This is a genomic window from Williamsia sp. z34 (assembly GCF_059553395.1).
In genome coordinates this window covers 179,484-196,525 of sequence record NZ_JCANWW010000006.1, presented here as the reverse complement: position 1 = coordinate 196,525, position 17,042 = coordinate 179,484, and the positions used below count along the sequence as shown (strand labels likewise).

Sequence of the window (17,042 nt, the reverse complement as noted above, 5' to 3'; positions counted from 1 at the left end):
ATCGTCGCGCCGGTGATCGCTGCGGCGTTTAGTCTTTCGGGTGTGCATCCGAACAGGACCGAGGCGATTTCCCTCGACAAGGCGCTCGAGTCCACCCGTACCGGGGACGTATGGCTGTTCCGTGGGAAGTCCGGGCCCGACCGTGCGATTCAGGCGCTGACCAACAGTCCGGTGAACCATGTGGCGATGGCTGTAGTGCTCGACGACCTGCCGCCGTTGATGTGGCATGCCGAGCTCGGCAACAAGCTGACGGATATGTGGACGGGGACCAATCATCGCGGTGTCCAGCTCAACGACGCTCGGGAGGCGGCGTTGCAGTGGATGGACAAATACGGTCAGCGCTGCTGGATCCGTCAGATCACGCCGTATGCAGGTCGGGAACAGGAAGACCTGCTGCTGAAGGTGATCGCGCGCATGGACGGGACCGCATTTCCGACCACCGCCAGGTTGGCCGGACGGTGGTTCAAGGGTCGGGTTCCCACGGCCGCCGACCTCACCAGGGGTGTACCGGTCCTCGACAAAAAGGTGCGTAACCGGATCGACAAACGCAGGGAATCCGACGACAAGACCGGGCTCGAGACTGCCTATTGTGCAGAGGTCGTCGCGATGACCTATGAGGCGATGGGACTGCTCGAGACCCATAAACGCTCGAACTGGTTTGACCCGGGCCGGTTCTGGAGCGGCGACACGTTGCCGATGGCCCCGGGATATGCGCTCGGCGCAGAGATCGCCGTCGAAAGGTAGATGGTCGGCAGATAACGCCGTTGAGCGTGCTTCGTCGGACTCGAATGCTCCCCTGAAGGGCTCACCCGGTGGTGGACGAAGCACGCTCGGTGGCGTCAATCTGGCTGATTCGCAACCAGGACTGTCGTCTGTGGGTCGGGGGCGAGGACGACGAGAATCAAGCGTGCGCAATCCACCCCGTCTGTGTCGGCATCGAACTTCCGCTCCCGCAGGGTTTTCATTCTGACACAGAAGATCAAATATAGCGGCATTTTCCACATAAACGACAAACGAAATTCTCGAGTCGACGAGATGAAATCGCCGACCTGTCGAAGGACTCAGGACCGTGAGCCGCCCGACCATTCCAGTAGGCGCGGCAAGGTCCACGTGGTGACGATGCGGTCCGGTTCGATTTCCAGGCGTTCCGCGCGCTCGCAGCCCAGCGACTTGAAGTCGAGCTGGCCCGGCGCGTGGGCGTCGGAATCGATGGCGAACAGGCAGCCGAGATCCATGGCGATCCGGATGAGTTCGTCAGGGGGGTCGACACGTTCGGGCCGTGAGTTGATCTCGACCGCGGTTCCCGACTCGGCACAGGCCTCGAATACCTTGTGGGCGTCGAACTTTGACTGTGCCCGTTTACCGCGGCCGCCGGTCACCAGGCGACCGGTGCAATGCCCGAGCACGTTCACGTACGGATTGCGGGCGGCGGCCACCATCCGCCGGGTCATCGGTCCGGCATCCATTGCCAGTTTGGAGTGCACCGAGGCCGTGACGATGTCGAGCTGGCTCAGCATGGCTTCGGTCTGGTCCAGCGAGCCGTCGTCGAGGATGTCGACCTCGATGCCGCGCAGCAGCCGGAACCGGTCACCCAGGGCGTTGTTCATCTTGTCCACGACACCGATCTGTTCGGTCAGTCGCTCGGCGGACAGTCCGTTGGCCACGGTGAGCCGAGGGGAGTGGTCGGTCAGGGCCAGCCAGCTGTGATCGAGTTCCATCGCGGCCAGGACCACCTCGTCGATGGGCGATCCGCCGTCACTCCAATCGGAGTGGCAGTGCAGATCGCCGCGGGCGGCCGCGTAGAGATCGCCGCCGCCGGATGCCAGTGGTGCGTCGGCCTTCTGCTGCAAGGTGTTCAGATAGTCGGGTAGTTTGCCGTCCACTGCCTGGGTGATCACCGCAGCAGTCGATTTCCCGATGCCGGGCAGGTCCGTCAATCCGCCGCTCGTGGCCCGCTGGTGCAACTCGTCCGGGGGCATTTTCTGGACAACCTTGAGCGCCTTGCGAAATGCCTCGACCCGGTAGGTGCCCTCGCGGGCCCGTTCGAGCAGGAACGCGATGCGGCGCAATGCCTCTGCGGCACCGACCGGTGCACTCAGTGGCTCGACAGATCTCACTGGGAGAGTTTATCGCCGACTTTCGCGCTCTGGTCGGGCGTCGGCTCGTCTTCGTCCCGGTGCATCCCGTCGACTCGTGGAATCCACTCGAGCCAGCTGGGGAACCACCAGTTGGCCTTGCCCAAAATCTCCATCGTCGCGGGCACCAGCAGCAGTCGGACGATACTGGCGTCGATGAGCACTGCGACGGCCAGACCCACGCCCAAGATCTTCAGGCTGCGGTCGGGCAGGAATGCCAGCGAACTGAACACGCAGATCATGATCAATGCCGCGCAGGTGATCACCCGGGCCGTGCTCGCGAGTCCTTCGGCGACCGACGTGGTGGCGTTACCGGTGCGTTCGTAGCGTTCCTTGATTCGTGAGACCAGGAAGACCTCGTAGTCCATGGCGAGTCCGATCGCGGTGACGAACAGCAGCATCGGAACCCAGCTGTCGATCGGACCGGCGCGTCCGACGCCGAATATCTCTGCGCCCCAACCCCATTGGAAGATGGCGACGATAACGCCGTAGGCTGCGCCGAGGGACAGGACGTTGACGATCACCGCTTTGATCGGGATGACGATCGACCGGAACGCCAGTACCAGCAGGATGAATGCCGCCGCCAGCACGGCCGCGATGGTCCAGGGGAGCAGGTCCAGGGTGACCTCGGCGTAGTCGATGGATCCCGCGCTCTGTCCGGTGATCTGGACGTTGACGTCGGAATCGGATCCGAGGGTGTTGGGGATTATCTCGTCACGCAGGCGGTCCACCAGCTCGGTGGTGGCCTCGTCCTGTGGGCCGGTGGCTGGGTTCAGCGAGATGATCGAGATGTCTTTTCCGTCGGCTTGGCCAACCGGAAATGCCTGGTCCACTCCGTTTTCCGCAACCCCCGGATCGGCGGCGATCGCGGTGCGCAGGGCTTCGAGTTCGGATTGCGGGTTCGTGCCGGCCGGGTAGTCGGCGACCACGATCAGCGGTCCGTTGGCACCCACCCCGAAGCCTTCCGTGACGTAGTCGTAGGCGACGCGGGTGGTGGCGCTGGTGGGCCGGTTGCCGGCGTCGGAGAATCCGAGCCGTAGTTGGAACGCCGGGATCGACAGGACGATCAGGATGAGCAACGCGACCGAGACGCCGACCCACGGGGTCGCCTGGATGCGGGCGCTCCACCGCTTCGCCCACACGCCTTCGAGCGCCTTGTCGGGGTCTTTGCCCTTCCGTTTGCGGAGCCAGTGCAACGAAAGCCGATTGATGCGCATGCCGATGACGGCGAGCAGTGCGGGTAGTAGCGACACCGAGGCGATCAGGGTACCGAGCACGCCGGCGATGGCGGCGAAGGTCAGGGCCGGTCCGATGTCACCACCGGAGATGAGGATGCCGCACATCGCGATGATCACGGTGCCGCCTGCGAACAGCACCGACCGGCCGGCGCGCAGCATGGCGATCGTCACGGCGGCGTTGACATCCAGTCCGTCGTGGAGGCCGGATCGGAAGCGGGTGACGATGAGCAGCGCGTAGTCGATACCGACGCCGATACCGATGATCAGTGTCAGCGAGATGGCGAAGTTCGGGACATCCATGAAGTTCTGTGCCAGGACCAGGACGGATGCGCCGACGCCGACGCCGAACAGTGCCGACAGGATCGGAAGTCCTGCTGCGACAATAGATCCGAACGCGATCAGCAAGATGATGAGAGCAAGGAAGACGCCCACTGCTTCTGCGGTGCCGCTCGGTGGGACGTCGTCGAAGCGTGGATCGCTGAATTCGACGTCGACACCGGCTATTTGGTTGTCGTCCGCGATCGCCTTGATGTCGTCGATCCGGTCCTGGACCTCCGAGTCGGTTCCGGTGCCCACATCGAGTGGGGCCACTGCGATCCGGTCGTCAGCCGAGATCTGTGACTGCGGGCTGTAGGGGTCGGTGACACTGACCTCGGGGGAACTGGCGGTGATCTCGTCCACCAATGCGGAGACCGCGGCCTCGACCTCCGGGTTTCGCATCCCGCCGTCGGCGTCGGGTGCGGCGATGACTATCTGTGTCGCGTTTGCCTGTTTCTCCTGGCCGGCTTGCTCCAGAAGCTCAGAGGCCCGGCCGGATTCGGTGCGGTCGTCCGAGGTGAAGGATGTGATGGTGGGTCCGGCCCACATCGCTGCGGCGAACAGCGCGCCGATCAGGACCACCACCCAACTCCCGATGATCAGCCAGCGGTGGCGAATGATGAAGGCGGTATAACGGTCCATGGCGGCCTCCGGGGCTGCGGCAGATGGGACGGTTCACATCGACGTTCTCCATCCTGAACCCAATTGGAGCGTCGATCCATAAGGGAAGACCCTGAAGTTTCGAAAAATTCATCGCTCGCCCCGCGATAGAACCCCGGGCTTCTCCGTATGTGCGCTTTTGCCGCTGTGGAGGTCTGTCCTCAGTTGTCGCCGGGGATCGCGACGTGAAATCCGCCGGGCAGTGGCGCGATGTGCAGACGGGTCAATTTCGATCGGCTGATCCGCCAGCCGTCATCGGTGCGGGTGTATTCCTCGTGATAGTGACCGGACCCGGTGAGGCCTTTTTCGGGGCTGCCGCCGGCGTGGAGTTCGTCGGCCATCGCCCAGATCGCGTGTGCGGTGGTCGGGGAGTCGATGGTGATCTCCGGGGTGTGGCCGTGGTGCACGGTGGTGATGCCCTCGAGTGAGGTACGGACCCGGTCTGCGACGGTCTGGGCACCGGTGATCGTCCAGGCGCCCGAATCGAGGATTGCATCGGGGGTGAACACCGCGGCGAAACCGTCCCAGTCCTTGGTGTCGAGCATGCGGAAGTAGCGAGCCTTGAGCTGCCGGATCTGCTCGATGGCAAGGAGTGTGAGCATGGCGTCCTGATTCGGCGACGCATCGGTATCCGGAAGTGACATGGGGTCGACGCTATCGAATACGTGGTCGCCGCGTGGCTGATCGGGAAACTCGTGATGTGGGCGCCGCCAAGGGGATTCGAACCCCTGACCCCTATCCGCGGATGGCGCGCAGTACCAGCCGGACAGCGTGGGTGACCACTGCGTCCAGATCGTCGCCGAGGTTCCCGGCGAGCCAATCCTGCGCGAGTTCGGCCATGGCGCCGGTGTACATCGAGGCGCCGACCCGGGCGGCAACCGGATTCGAATCGGGATGTGATTGCCCGCTTTCGGTGAGAACGACGTCGCGCAGCATGTCCTGGGTGAGCGCCCGCCGCGAGATGAGCACCGGATTGGCCCGTGCATCGGTGAACAGGACCCGGCCCCGGCGCGGATCGGCGGAACTGAATCCCAGCACTGCGCGGATTCCGGCGGCGGTGCGCTCGCGGACCGAACCGCCGGCACCGTCGATCGCCTGCTCGACGGCTTCGCCGAGACCCGCGGCCACGTCGTCGTAGACGGCGCCGAGGAGGTCATCGGTATCGGTGAAGCTCTCGTAGAAATAGCGCGTGTTCAGACCGCATTCGCGGCAGACGGAACGTACCGAGAGAGCAGCTTCGCCGCCCGCGCCGAACAAAGCGAACCCGGCTTCGACGAGCAGCGCTCGGCGCTCGGTGCGGCGATCACTCAGCGGCACACCGGCCCAGCGCGTGGGGGTCGACATGATCCGCAGCATACGTCCGGCGAGCGGACTTCTACGAACTTCTGGTCACAGTCGTCGCCAAACACTATTCTGGTCACAGACGTATCCACACATTGGAGGGATGCTCGATGTTGCCACCGCTACCGCACCAAATGGCTGGTCAGTGGATCAATCAGCGTTTCGACCGGGAGGTACGCAGTCACTACTTCCGCGGAATGGAGTTCGCCGGGCCGGAAGGCGATCCGGGCTGGTTCGGGCCCGACAGCGCGGTGTGGCACGTCCACTCGCATACCCCGGCCCTGATCTTCGGGTTGCAATGCGCGTCCTATCTCGAGCGCCTCGACCCGAGCATCTTCTGGATGGGTATGCACCATTCGCGGCTGGTCGGAAAAGACGACTCGGGCCGGCCCAACGGTCAGCTCGACCCCGCCGGTCTCGCGGTGCGATTGGGTCATTCGGTGGCGTTCTTCATCGGGACCGCATATGGATCGACCGAAACCGCGGAGCGGCTGGCGCGGACCGTGCGGTCGATGCACCACACCATCAAGGGAACCCGGCCCGACGGCTTGCGCTACGACGCCGACGATCCGAAGTGGTTGCGCTGGAACTACGCAACGGTGGCCTGGGGTATCGCGACCGCGCACGAGATCTATCACCCGCGGCCGCTGCGCGGCAAAGCACTTGACCGGTACTACGGCGAGTTCGTACGGGTCGGTCACGCCCTCGGCGGTGAGGATCTGCCGACCACCAAAGCCGAGACGTTGGACTGCCTGCAGACATATGTGCCGAAGCTCGGTCTGACCCACGGCAACGCGATGGCCACCGGCATCAACCTGACCGACCCGTTGCAGGGCGCTGTCGATTGGGCGGTCCGTGACACCATGCCGAGCTGGGCGGCTCAATTGGTCATGTACAAGCCGCCGAACTTTCTCGAGCGCACGGCTCGTCGATCAGCGGTGTGGACGTCCCTCAACGGCCTGTATGCGGCGATGGGATCGACTCCGGAGTTCGAGGAAGCGAAGGCTCGCGTCGCCGGGGGAACAACGGTTCCGCACACCGAGCCGACCTACGTCCTCGGTACCGATCCGGCGCTGGACCGCACGACCGTGGAGGCAGAACTCGTCTGAGCGGTCGGCGTTAGCGTCAGTCGACGTCCTGGATTCCGACGGTCGGCAAGAAGTAGCAGGTCCCGCTCGAATGGTTGACCGACCCGACGACAAGCGACAACACCATGCCCCGTCCGGTGTTGACCACAGCTGCCCTTGATCCTGCCTGGGGGAATCGGTTCAGGACGTTTTCCACAGCTGCCAGCGCCGCTCTGGCCGCGACCTGTTGTGGCGCGGGGAGCTTGGCGACCTGTTTCCTGATCGGCGTCAGTATCGCGTCGGACAGGCTGCCCATCGGAACAAACCCTCCCTGCAATGTATTGACGTTGAACCAACCCACATTCATACCGGATTTGTTCGCGCTGTCCTTGACGATGCCGGACGGGAAGAATCCGTAGAGGACCTCACCACTCTTGACGGCATTGAAATCAAAAGGCCGCATCGGGTCGGCGGCATTCTGCAGAGCGAGATATCCGAGGCCCGGGGTATGCGGTCCCGACATCGCCCCGGCGACTGCGGGTACGACCCCGAGCGGGGTGCCCGGTACCTGTGAGCAGTTCACGGCGGCCGTCGGCCACAAGAAGGGGACAAAACCGAGCCTGCTGAGTTGCCGGTTGGCCGATTCGAGCTGGGTCATCAGGTCATTGGACAGGGCAGCGGGGGTCGCCGCGATGGCCGCCCGTGGGTCCGGGCGCGGCGCCGGGTCGGCCTGTGCCGCCGGCGTCACCGCGAGCGAAATCGCCATTGCGCCTGCGGCGCCGACAGTCATCAACCGCTTCAAACCCGTACGCATCAAGGACACCCCGATCTGTTTTGTAATTTGTGGGCCCAAAAGAGGAGACCATAAAACTATTTCAAGGACGTGAATTACTGCGAAATGACGAAACTGCATTCAATCAAATTCCGTGCAGGTCGGCTGATCAGGTACCGATGCCACGCTGCTGTGCGCGGCCGGCGGACCCGGTGCGGAGCGCCCAGACCCGCCGAGCCCGATGCCCCGTTTTCGTCTGCGGCGGGTCCGTCTGTAAACTCCGTATCGCACTGAAACCGAAGGTTCCAGAGCATGCCCCTTTAGCTCAGTTGGTAGAGCTACGGACTTTTAATCCGCAGGTCCTCGGTTCGAGCCCGAGAGGGGGCACCGACAAAACCCCCGGTTCGCTGGGGGTTTTTTCTATGTGGGCTCACTGCGGAGATCGCGGAGCACGCCAAGTTGCACTTCTCAGTTGCACACCGTGTTTCATTTGCCGGCTGGGCGGCTGCCGCCGGCCGACCCCCTGTGGTGTCCGGGCGTTGATCCGTCGAAACTGGCGAATCGGCCAAAAAACAGCACCTGGCCTGCTGATTTGGGAATTGATGTGTCCGTGTCATATTCTGATTCAGCTCCCAAACGGAGAACACCGGCCCCCTTCGTCTAGCGGCCTAGGACGCCGCCCTTTCAAGGCGGTAGCGCGGGTTCGAATCCCGTAGGGGGTACGCATTGCCACTGACAATGGCAGAGCACAGCAAGGCCCTGTGGCGCAGTTGGTTAGCGCGCCGCCCTGTCACGGCGGAGGTCGCGGGTTCGAGTCCCGTCAGGGTCGCAAGAAATTGCGACTAGGTATCCAGGTTCGCCTGGATATCGTTCGGCCAGGTAGCTCAGTTGGTACGAGCGTCCGCCTGAAAAGCGGAAGGTCGTCGGTTCGATCCCGACTCTGGCCACAGTGTGTAGGCCAGTCGGTTTCTGGCAATCAATCCGGTCCTCATCGAGGACCGGATTTTTGCGTTTCGCCGCCAGTAGCCAGGGGTGCTGTGCGCCGCGGAAAAGGTTAGCCCCTGCGGATGGTGGCTACACCTCAGAGATGCGCTCACCGATCGAGGACTACCTGGACCGCGTCTTGACCGAATGCCGGGATGATGACGCCGGTGAGGTGATGACCGGCAACCGGCAGCTCGAGGAAGCCGATCCCGACTTGTTCGGCATTGCGTTGGCGACCGTGGACGGCACTGTCTACGCGGCGGGCGATGCACACCACGAGTTCTCCATCCAGTCGATTTCCAAGGCGTTCGCGTATGCCCTTGCCCTTCGCGACGGTGGAATCGACCGGGTGCGGAAGCGCGTCGACGCTGAGCCATCGGGGGAGAAGTTCAACGAGATCTCGCTCGAGGAAGACACCGGACGGCCGCGCAATGCCTTCATCAACGCCGGCGCGCTGGCCGTTCACGACCTCGTCGAGGGGGACGATGCGCAACACCGTTGCCGCCGCATCGTCGAGGAGATGAGCCGGCTGGCAGGCCGCGAACTCAAAGTGGACCAACAGGTGTACGAGGCCGAGCTGGCAGCCGACGACCACAACAAGGCGCTTGCCTATCTCCTTCGATCGACCGGTCAACTCGACAACGCACCAGACGAAGTGGTCGACGGCTACGCGATGCAGTGCGCAATCCGGGTCGACGCCAAAGACCTTGCGACCATGGGTGCGGTGATGGCGAACGGTGGGTGGTCGACCTCGTCGAACGAGCAGCTGCTGGAGGGCCCGATCAATCGTCATTTGCTCTCGGTGATGGCGACCTGCGGGATGTACAACGGCAGCGGAAGCTGGATGTCGACGGTGGGCATACCGGCGAAGAGTGGTGTGGCAGGCGCCATCATGGGGGTGCTGCCGGGGCAGGTGGGACTTGCGGTGTTCTCGCCCCGGCTCGATCAGCAAGGAAACAGTGTGCGGGGAGTTGCGGTTTTCGAACGCCTGTCCCGAGACATGGAACTACACATGATGCACGTCGCTCCCACGGGACGATCGGCGCTGCGGTCGGTCGAAGAGCGAGACGGGGCGACCGTGATCGCCTTACAGGGTGACATCCGGTTCGCCGGCGCGGAGATCTTCGCAAGCCGTGCCTGCGAGGGTTTCTCCGGCAACGAGGTCGTCATCGATCTTTCTCAGGTGCGCGTCATCGACAATGCCGCGCGACGACTGATCGGCGAGGTGCGGCACCGGCTGGCCGATGACTACACGACGACGGTGAAGGATCCGGAGGGACTGCTCGAGCACAGCGAGGAAGGGTAAGGACCTGCGGCGCTAACCGGTTTTGGAAGCGGCGAGCGATTCACTGATCTGTCGGGCCCACTTCGCGACCTCTTCGGGCGAGCGATTGTCACCATCGGCGGCATGAACCACCGACGCCACGATCCGCTCGGTGCGGCCGAGGGCGGACCGGTCGAGTTTGCCGCCGAAGAAGTGGTGGTCTTCGGCCCATTCCACGCGCTCCCACGGTGACTCGGGGATGGTTGTGTCCTCGGTGGCCACCGGCCCACTGGAGAACAACCAGACCGGGATTGCCTGCAGGGTCTCGGCTTCGCGATCGACGAGTTTGCGTGCGCTCTTGAGCCAGCGACCCATGTAGACAGCGCTGCCGAGTACGAGGGCGTCGTACAGGGCGAGGTCATCGACATCGTCGACGTCGCGCACATCGACGTTGACCTCGACGCCGTGCTCTTTCAGGCGGGCGGTGATCTCGGCGCCGATTTGATCACCGATTTCCCTTGTCGATCCATGCCGGCTTGCAGTTGCAACCAAAACCTCGAGCACGGTGGTTCTCCGATCTGCACCCTGTCGGGGATGGCTCTGGGCAGTGCGGCGGAATCAGCTGCTCACCAGGGCGAATAGTGGGCAGTCACCGAAGATCTTGCCAGTGTTCGGTCCGGTTCGCACGGCGCAGAGGTTGTCGGTGGCACCGTCGCGTCGGCCGAACCATTCAGTCGCGAGGGATCAGGCGGATGATGGGGAGTTCGCGATCGGTCTTTTCTTGGTAACCCGCGAATTGTGGTGCACCGGTGGTGATGTCGTTCCACGCCTGCTCCCGCTCGGCGCCGTGGAGTTGGTTTGCCTTGACGTCGATACTGCGGTCGTCGAGCTCGATGCGGAGCTTGTCCGGGTGGGCCTTGATGTTGTAGTACCAGCCCGGGTTCCCGGTGGCACCTGCTGCCGACGCCACGATCAGCCAGCTGCCGTCGGGGCCGGAAAACCAGTTGACCGGGTTCGAGCGTTCCTGTCCGGTCTTGGCGCCGATGGTGTGCAGGACGAGGGCCTTCACGCCGCGGAAGCTGCCATCGCGGCGAATCCGTTTGGCCGCGATCTTGTTGAACAGTCGGAACAAGGGGCCCGCCGGTCTTTTGTCGCCGCGAGTGCCGGCGCGTGTTTCAAAGCTCATGGTTCGTTCCTTCGCGTTGATTGACGAAACGTCATGGGTGTTGCATGCCATTGATTGTCGCGCTCCCGGCGGCGCGATGGACGGGGTTCGGCCGCCGAGATCGGGATCTGCCCTATGCTGATTCGGCTCCACAACGGAGACTGTCGGAGGGATGAACACAGCAGATGGCGTATCTCCGGATCAACGGGATGGATCTGTACTCGGAGGTCGAGGGCCGCGGCAGCCCGGTGCTGTTGCTTCACGGTGGTTACTGCTCTCTCGAGTCCCTGCGGGCGCAGTCCGATGCCCTGGTCACGGACCATCAGGTATTCGCGTACGAGCGCCCCGGCCACGGTCGATCGGCGGACATCGACGAGGAGTACAGCTATGCGCGCGGCGTCGCCGACACACTGGAGTACCTGGACGCGCATGGTCTCGACGCAGTGGACGTGATCGGTTACAGCGACGGTGCGATCATCGGACTGTTGCTCGCCCTCGATCATCCGGAGCGGATCCGGTCGCTGGTCGCCATCAGCGCGAACCTCGACCCGTCCGCGTTCACGCATTCGGCCGAGGCCGCGGGCGCTGTCGTCCTCGATTCGCCGGCGCAGTCCGCGGGTGAGAGTGCCGGCGAGCCCGATGTCGAGCGGATGCACTATGAGCGGCTCTCTCCGGACGGGCCGGCACATGTAGACGCGGTGCTGGCCAAGCTGTTTCGCCTCTGGACCGCGGAGCCCGAGATCGCACCGGCCGATCTGGCGAGAATCACCGCACGCACGTTGGTGATGTCGGGCGACCGTGACACCATCCGCCCGGACCACAGTTTGCTGATTGCTTCATCGATCCCCGGCGCGCAGCTGTGCATTGTGCCCGGAGCGACCCACAATCTGATTGCGGAACGTCCCGAGCTGATCAGTCTTCTCATCAAAGAGTTTCTGCAGCAGGAAAATTGATGATCGTCGGCGGGAGCACCTGCTAGTCGCGTGAGCGGCTGAGCAGCCAGACGAAGTAGGGTGCGCCGACCAAGGCGATCATGAGTCCGGCCGGCACCTGCGCGGGCGCAATGAGAGTCCGGCCGAGGATGTCGGCGACACAGACGAGCAGTCCACCGAGCAGCATCGAGACCGGGATGACACGTCCGTGACGGGAGCCGACAATGCCGCGAGCGAGGTGCGGCGCGACGAGGCCGACGAATCCGACGACGCCGACCGCGATGACGCTGAGGGCGGCCAGTAGTGCCGCGATCGCGAGCAGGATCAGTCGGGTGCGTTCGAGCCGGATACCGACAATGCGCGGGGTGTCCTCGTCGATGGCGATGATGTCGAGTTGGCGCCGCATCCCGTACAGCACCGGTACCGCGACAACAAGCGCTACGGCGATCGGGATGACGTCGGGGAGCGTGCGCCCGTAGGTCGTGCCTGACAGCCAGGTGAAGATGCGGGGCGTGTCCCACGGGTTGGCCCGTAGGAGAAGGAAAGTCGTCACCGCACTGATGCCGTAGCTGCAACCGATCCCGATCAGCACGAACCGGTCGGGCAGGAGTCCACCGCGCCAGGCCAGCAGTGCAATCAGTGCGAACGTGGCCATACCCACGACAACAGCCATGACGATGATCGCCTGACGTCCGCCGCCTCCGTCGGACGTCACCACGCTGACCGCACCCAGGCCGGCCCCGGCCGTGATACCCAGGATCCCGGGTTCGGCCAGCGGATTGCGTACGGTGCCTTGCACAATGCATCCCGCCAGGGCGAGTGCTGCTCCGGCGAGCACGGCCGCAGCCACGCGTGGGAATCGTTCGTCGAGAGCTCGGCTGACGAGATCGGGTGCGGTGCCCTGGCTCCAGAGTATGAGGTCGCCGGTCCGCAGCCACAGGCTCCCCGCGAGCAGGTCGATGATGATGGCCGCGACCAGCAACACCGCCGCGACGATCAGCGTGAGGACGAATCGGCGACGCGAACGGATGCCGATCCGTTGCGCGGGCGGCTGCCGGGTAGATCCTGAATCACGAAGTCGCAGTGCGAGGATCACGATCATCACCGATCCCAGCAGGGCGGTGGGAATGCCGGTGGGAATCGAGGTGGCGGCCTGGGCTCCCATTGCCGCCCGCAACAAGACGTCGGCGAGCAGAATGAGCAACGCACCGAGCAACCCCGAGGCGGGTACGAGGAAGACGTGCCTGCGGAGTGTCGGGACCCGTCCGGCGATCAGACGGGCCAGCACGGGGGCGGCGAGTCCGAGGAAGGCGATCGGTCCGGCCAGGGTCACCGAGATGGCAGTCAGCAGGACGGCATAGATCACGGCGATCACGCGGGTGGACTGGATCGGTACGCCCACCGCTGAGGCGGCGTCGTCGCCGAGCCCGAGTACATCGAGACGGCGCGAGAGCAGTAGCGCCGCCCCGAACACCGCGACGATGATCGGTGCGGCGCGGACGAACGCGTCGATGTTCAGCTGGGCAAGTGAGCCACTGCCCCAGGCGAACAGGCCGGTGGTGTTCTCCTTGAACAGGATCAGGAACATCGCGGTCAACGCGTCGAGTGCCATCGCAATTGCGGCCCCGGCGAGGATGAGCCGGGTGGTACCGGTCCCTGCCGCCCGCCCGGAAAGTCCCAGAACCACAGCCGCTGCGGCGATGCCTCCGAGGAATGCAACGCCACCCGATGCCCACAGCGGCACCGAGAGGCCGAGCGCGGCGACCAGGGTGAGTGCGAAATACGAGCCGGCGGTGACGGCCAATGTGTCGGGAGAGGCCAGGGCGTTGCGGGTGATCGACTGCAGCAGTGCTCCCGCCACGCCGAGGGCGAAACCCACTGCCACACCTGCGAATAGGCGCGGCAGGCGGGATCCGGTCAGCACGTCCCGGACCGGCACGCCGCCGACATTGTCTTCCGCTCCGCCGAGAAGCCGCAGCAGGTCCCACATCCCGACACCGGATGTTCCCTGGGTGAGGTGCCACATCCCGACCAGGACAACCGCAGCGAGCAGAGTGGCCAGCACGGCCACTGCACCGACGCCGCGGCGCACACCAACACCGGGCAGCGACTGCTGCCCGGTGTCGGCGTCACGTGTGGCGATCAAGCGGTGGTGAGGATGTCGACGTAGGCGTCCACTGCCTGCTGGCAGGAGAGCGGGCCGCCGGCGCCCCAGACCCCCGGCGGGAACGGGTAGGCACGTCCCTGCTGCACGGCGGGCAACGAGGTCCAGATCGGGCTCTTCACAAGCTCGTTGACGTAGCTGTCGGCTTCGTCGTCGGTCGAGTAGAAGAGGTTGGCGTTACCGACGGCGGTGAGGCCTTCGATGTCGGTCTGGGCAAGTCCGTATGCGGGATCGACTCCGCCGCTTCCGTACGCCTCGTTGATCTCGTGCGTCCAAGCGGAGGTCATACCGAGCTCTTCACCCAGCGCGGTGAACAGGGCGCCGTCACCGTAGGGACGGACGATCACGTTGCCGCCTTCGATCCATCCGTCGAAGAACAGGAAGTCCCGTGTCGGGAGATCGACGTTCTCGACCTTTGCCTTTGCTGCTGCGAGATGGTCGTCGAACTCCTGCAGCACCTGATCGGCCCGCTCGGTGCGGCCGGTCGCCTCACCGATCATCGAGAACACGTTTTTCATGTTCCCGATGGGGTCGGAGCCGTCGGCGCCCAGTGTGGCGAGCACGGGCACGCCGCGCTCTTCGAGCTGGGCGATGATCTCGTCGTCGGCGCTGAACGCCTCGATGATGATGAGGTCGGGATTCGTGGCGTACAGCGTGTCGAGGTCGGGCTCGCCGCGGGTGCCGACGTCGGTGACGGCTTCGGGGAGCTTCTCGGCACTGACGTACGTGCTGTAGCCCTCGGAGTCCGACACAGCGACAGGCGTGACGCACAACGTGAGGGCATCCTCGATCTGCTGCCATTCCAGCACCGCCACCCGCTTCGCCGGCTGGTCGAGTTCGACTGTGCGGCCGACGCCGTCGGTCAGCGAGACCGGATCCGTGGACGTCGTTGTCGTGTCCTCGTTGCAACTCTGCGAGGGCGGTGGTGCCACGGCGCTGCTGTCGGCCTTGTCTTCACTGGTGGTGCCACAGGCGGTGGCGGCCAGCACTGCGGCAAAAGCCACTGACGCTGCAGCGATTCGGTTCAAGCGGGTCACGAAAGGTCCTCTCGAGTGGGGATGGAACAGGTTTGGGTGGCATCGCCCGGGATGCGGGCGGGATGCCGTCCGACCGGGTCGATGCGGAGACGGTTCGTGCGGCGGTCGACCTCGACTTCGACCTCGATCTCGTAGACGTCGCCGATGTTGCGAGCGGTGAGAACCTCGCGGGGCGACCCCGAGGCGTGAACGTGGCCGGAGGACAACAGGATCAGAGTGTCTGCGACACGCGCCGCGTGGTCGAGGTCGTGGAGCACGATTCCGACGGCAGCGCCGTGTTCCTCGGCGAGATCGCGGACGAGATCGAGGGTCTCGATCTGGTACCGCAGGTCGAGGTGATTCGTGGGTTCGTCGAGGAGGATGACTTCGGTGTCCTGGGCGACGCAGGCGGCCAGCCAAACACGTTGCACCTCACCGCCGGACAGTTCCCCGACGGAACGGCCGGCCATCTCATGCACTCCGGTGGCAACCATTGCGTGGTCGATGGCGCGGCGATCCTCGGCGGACAATCCCGCGAAGCCGCGGCGGTACGGGTGACGTCCGAACGCCACCACTTCGCGCACGGACAGGCCTTGCGGTGCGGGCCGCGATTGAGAGAACAGGGTGACTTCTCGGGCGAACTCGCGAGCACTGAGCAGTGACGCGGCCCGCTCGGGCCGGCCATCGGCTCCGCCGAGCCGCACGTGCCCCTCGTCGATCGGATGCAGACGAGCCAGGGAACGCAACAGGGTGGACTTGCCGCTCCCGTTGGGCCCCACGAGGGCGGTGATGCGGCCAGGTTGCAAGGCGATCGAGACGTCGTGGACCACAGCGGTCTTGCCGTACTTCAAGGTCAATGCGTCGCCAACCAGAGCTGGTGCGCTCGTCGTCGCGTCTGTGCGCGCAGCATCTGTGGAGGTCATGGAGTCAGCTCTGAGTCGAAGTGGCGGAGCACGTCACTTTCGGGGGCGTCGATCGACCACCAGCAGGTCCGCACGTGTTCAGCAGAAGGTTAGGTAACCCTTGCATAAGGACTATAGGGGCCGGATGACCTTGTCGGCAACAAGGACATTGGGACACCCGATACGGAATTCAGGACAATTGGCCAGGTCTCGGCGGTATCCCGACGAAGGTGCCCGGCGTCGCCCCCATCACCCGCCGGAAGGCGTCGATGAAGGTGCTGGGCTGTGCGTAGCCCAGCAATTCGGAGGTGGTTTGAACCTCGTAACCTTCAGTCAGCAGGGCGAGCGCCTGGTGAACTCGCAGCACCTGGCGCCACTGTGCGAACGGCAGCCCGGTGGTGCTGCGAAACGCTCGTGTGATCGTGCGTTCGCTGACGCCGAGGATGCGCGCCCATTCATCCAGCGCGCGGCCGTCCGCAGGGTTTTCGAGTAGCGCCTCGGCGATCGCGTTGATCCTCGAGTCGCCCGGGAGTTGCAGTGTGAGTTGATGTTTCGACGGCTCGAGTACATCGAAGACAACCGCCTCGGCCCTTGCTCGGGCGGCATCATCGAGATCGGTGCGTCCGAGATGGGTGAGCAGGGACTCCAGCACCGGAGTCATTTCGATGGTGGTTGGTCCTTCGAACGCAACGGATGTCTGATGGGGAGCGAAGTACGCATCAGAGAATTGCGCATTCGCTGTCAGCCTTCCCGCGTGGACCGTCCCGGCCGGTAGCCACAGCGCGTATCCATCCGAGACGGTGAACACGCGCTTGCCGATGATCGCCGTCAGCGTTCCTTTGCGCACCCACACCAGCTCGTGCGTCGGGTGCGAGTGCGCTTCGTACTCCAACGGCACACCGGCCGTTTCCGACTCGGCAAAGATCACGAATGACAGTGGCGTGCTGTCGGTGACCGTTGTGGCCCGGCGGACCACGGTGCCCTGCTCGCGACGCCACGATCCGCCGCCCGCGTGATCACGAGTCGGCGGGGCCATGGCGATGACGATACTGCAGCCCGGGGTGCCGGCGAGTTCGCTGAAGTT

Annotated in this window: 15 protein-coding genes and 4 tRNA genes; 8 read left to right on the top strand and 11 right to left on the bottom strand. The window is 64.5% G+C overall.

The genetic code is table 11. The features are described from left to right. Positions 1-66 precede the first annotated feature (66 nt). On the top strand, positions 67-744 hold the full coding sequence (locus AC51GT_RS16725; protein ID WP_496325054.1) for a guanylate cyclase: 678 nt from the start codon (positions 67-69) through the stop codon (positions 742-744). Positions 745-1,061: 317 nt separating this feature from the next. Here AC51GT_RS16725 and AC51GT_RS16720 read toward each other — a convergent pair whose 3' ends face one another. The 4 genes from AC51GT_RS16720 to AC51GT_RS16705 form a co-directional block, all read right to left on the bottom strand. Beyond that, positions 1,062-2,117, bottom strand: coding sequence for a PHP domain-containing protein (locus AC51GT_RS16720; protein WP_496329482.1), 1,056 nt, complete (start codon positions 2,115-2,117; stop codon positions 1,062-1,064). Next, positions 2,114-4,333, bottom strand: coding sequence for an MMPL family transporter (locus AC51GT_RS16715; protein ID WP_496329481.1), 2,220 nt, complete (start codon positions 4,331-4,333; stop codon positions 2,114-2,116). Before AC51GT_RS16715 ends, AC51GT_RS16720 begins: the two co-directional genes overlap by 4 nt. Positions 4,334-4,512: 179 nt before the next feature. Continuing rightward, complete coding sequence (locus tag AC51GT_RS16710) at positions 4,513-4,995, bottom strand: nuclear transport factor 2 family protein (RefSeq protein WP_496329480.1); 483 nt, start codon at positions 4,993-4,995, stop codon at positions 4,513-4,515. Positions 4,996-5,086: 91 nt separating this feature from the next. Beyond that, positions 5,087-5,695 carry a TetR/AcrR family transcriptional regulator gene (locus AC51GT_RS16705; protein ID WP_496324868.1) on the bottom strand — a complete coding sequence of 203 codons (609 nt, stop codon included), beginning with the start codon at positions 5,693-5,695 and terminating at the stop codon, positions 5,087-5,089. A gap of 107 nt (positions 5,696-5,802) precedes the next feature. Here AC51GT_RS16705 and AC51GT_RS16700 point away from each other — a divergent pair, with 107 nt between their 5' ends. Further along, the gene (locus AC51GT_RS16700; RefSeq protein ID WP_496329479.1) at positions 5,803-6,801 is read left to right on the top strand and encodes an oxygenase MpaB family protein; all 999 of its coding nucleotides are present in this window, start codon (positions 5,803-5,805) and stop codon (positions 6,799-6,801) included. Positions 6,802-6,817: 16 nt separating this feature from the next. On the opposite strand, the gene AC51GT_RS16695 is transcribed toward AC51GT_RS16700, so the two are convergent. After that, on the bottom strand, positions 6,818-7,573 hold the full coding sequence (locus AC51GT_RS16695) for a hypothetical protein (protein WP_496324866.1): 756 nt from the start codon (positions 7,571-7,573) through the stop codon (positions 6,818-6,820). 272 nt (positions 7,574-7,845) lie between these two features. On the opposite strand from AC51GT_RS16695, the gene AC51GT_RS16690 reads away from it, so the two are divergent. The 5 genes from AC51GT_RS16690 (at position 7,846) to glsA (ending at position 9,821) form a co-directional block, all read left to right on the top strand. Beyond that, positions 7,846-7,918 (top strand) — tRNA-Lys (locus tag AC51GT_RS16690). Between the two features lie 262 nt (positions 7,919-8,180). After that, a tRNA-Glu gene (locus tag AC51GT_RS16685) sits at positions 8,181-8,253 on the top strand. Between the two features lie 33 nt (positions 8,254-8,286). Further along, positions 8,287-8,360: transfer RNA gene (locus AC51GT_RS16680), tRNA-Asp, on the top strand. 44 nt (positions 8,361-8,404) lie between these two features. Then, positions 8,405-8,478: transfer RNA gene (locus AC51GT_RS16675), tRNA-Phe, on the top strand. A gap of 140 nt (positions 8,479-8,618) precedes the next feature. Beyond that, positions 8,619-9,821: a glutaminase A gene (gene glsA / locus AC51GT_RS16670; RefSeq protein ID WP_496329478.1), complete on the top strand. Its 1,203-nt coding sequence runs from the start codon at positions 8,619-8,621 to the stop codon at positions 9,819-9,821. 12 nt (positions 9,822-9,833) lie between these two features. Here the strand turns inward: glsA and AC51GT_RS16665 are convergent, their stop codons facing one another. Both AC51GT_RS16665 and AC51GT_RS16660 read right to left on the bottom strand, forming a co-directional pair. After that, complete coding sequence (locus AC51GT_RS16665; RefSeq protein ID WP_496329477.1) at positions 9,834-10,343, bottom strand: flavodoxin domain-containing protein; 510 nt, start codon at positions 10,341-10,343, stop codon at positions 9,834-9,836. 166 nt (positions 10,344-10,509) lie between these two features. Then, positions 10,510-10,965 carry a nitroreductase/quinone reductase family protein gene (locus AC51GT_RS16660; RefSeq protein WP_496329476.1) on the bottom strand — a complete coding sequence of 152 codons (456 nt, stop codon included), beginning with the start codon at positions 10,963-10,965 and terminating at the stop codon, positions 10,510-10,512. Between the two features lie 164 nt (positions 10,966-11,129). On the opposite strand from AC51GT_RS16660, the gene AC51GT_RS16655 reads away from it, so the two are divergent. Beyond that, positions 11,130-11,897 carry an alpha/beta fold hydrolase gene (locus AC51GT_RS16655; RefSeq protein WP_496329475.1) on the top strand — a complete coding sequence of 256 codons (768 nt, stop codon included), beginning with the start codon at positions 11,130-11,132 and terminating at the stop codon, positions 11,895-11,897. A 22-nt stretch (positions 11,898-11,919) separates the two neighbouring features. On the opposite strand, the gene AC51GT_RS16650 is transcribed toward AC51GT_RS16655, so the two are convergent. The 4 genes from AC51GT_RS16650 to AC51GT_RS16635 form a co-directional block, all read right to left on the bottom strand. Further along, a complete protein-coding gene (locus AC51GT_RS16650) occupies positions 11,920-14,022 on the bottom strand; it encodes an iron ABC transporter permease (RefSeq protein ID WP_496329474.1) in 2,103 nt (700 codons plus the stop codon). Then, entirely contained in the window at positions 14,019-15,077 is a 1,059-nt protein-coding gene (locus AC51GT_RS16645) for an iron-siderophore ABC transporter substrate-binding protein (RefSeq protein ID WP_496329473.1), read from the bottom strand. Before AC51GT_RS16645 ends, AC51GT_RS16650 begins: the two co-directional genes overlap by 4 nt. Then, the gene (locus tag AC51GT_RS16640; protein ID WP_496329472.1) at positions 15,074-15,979 is read right to left on the bottom strand and encodes an ABC transporter ATP-binding protein; all 906 of its coding nucleotides are present in this window, start codon (positions 15,977-15,979) and stop codon (positions 15,074-15,076) included. Before AC51GT_RS16640 ends, AC51GT_RS16645 begins: the two co-directional genes overlap by 4 nt. Before the next feature lie 169 nt (positions 15,980-16,148). Continuing rightward, entirely contained in the window at positions 16,149-16,994 is an 846-nt protein-coding gene (locus tag AC51GT_RS16635) for an AraC family transcriptional regulator (protein WP_496324858.1), read from the bottom strand. Positions 16,995-17,042 lie beyond the last annotated feature (48 nt).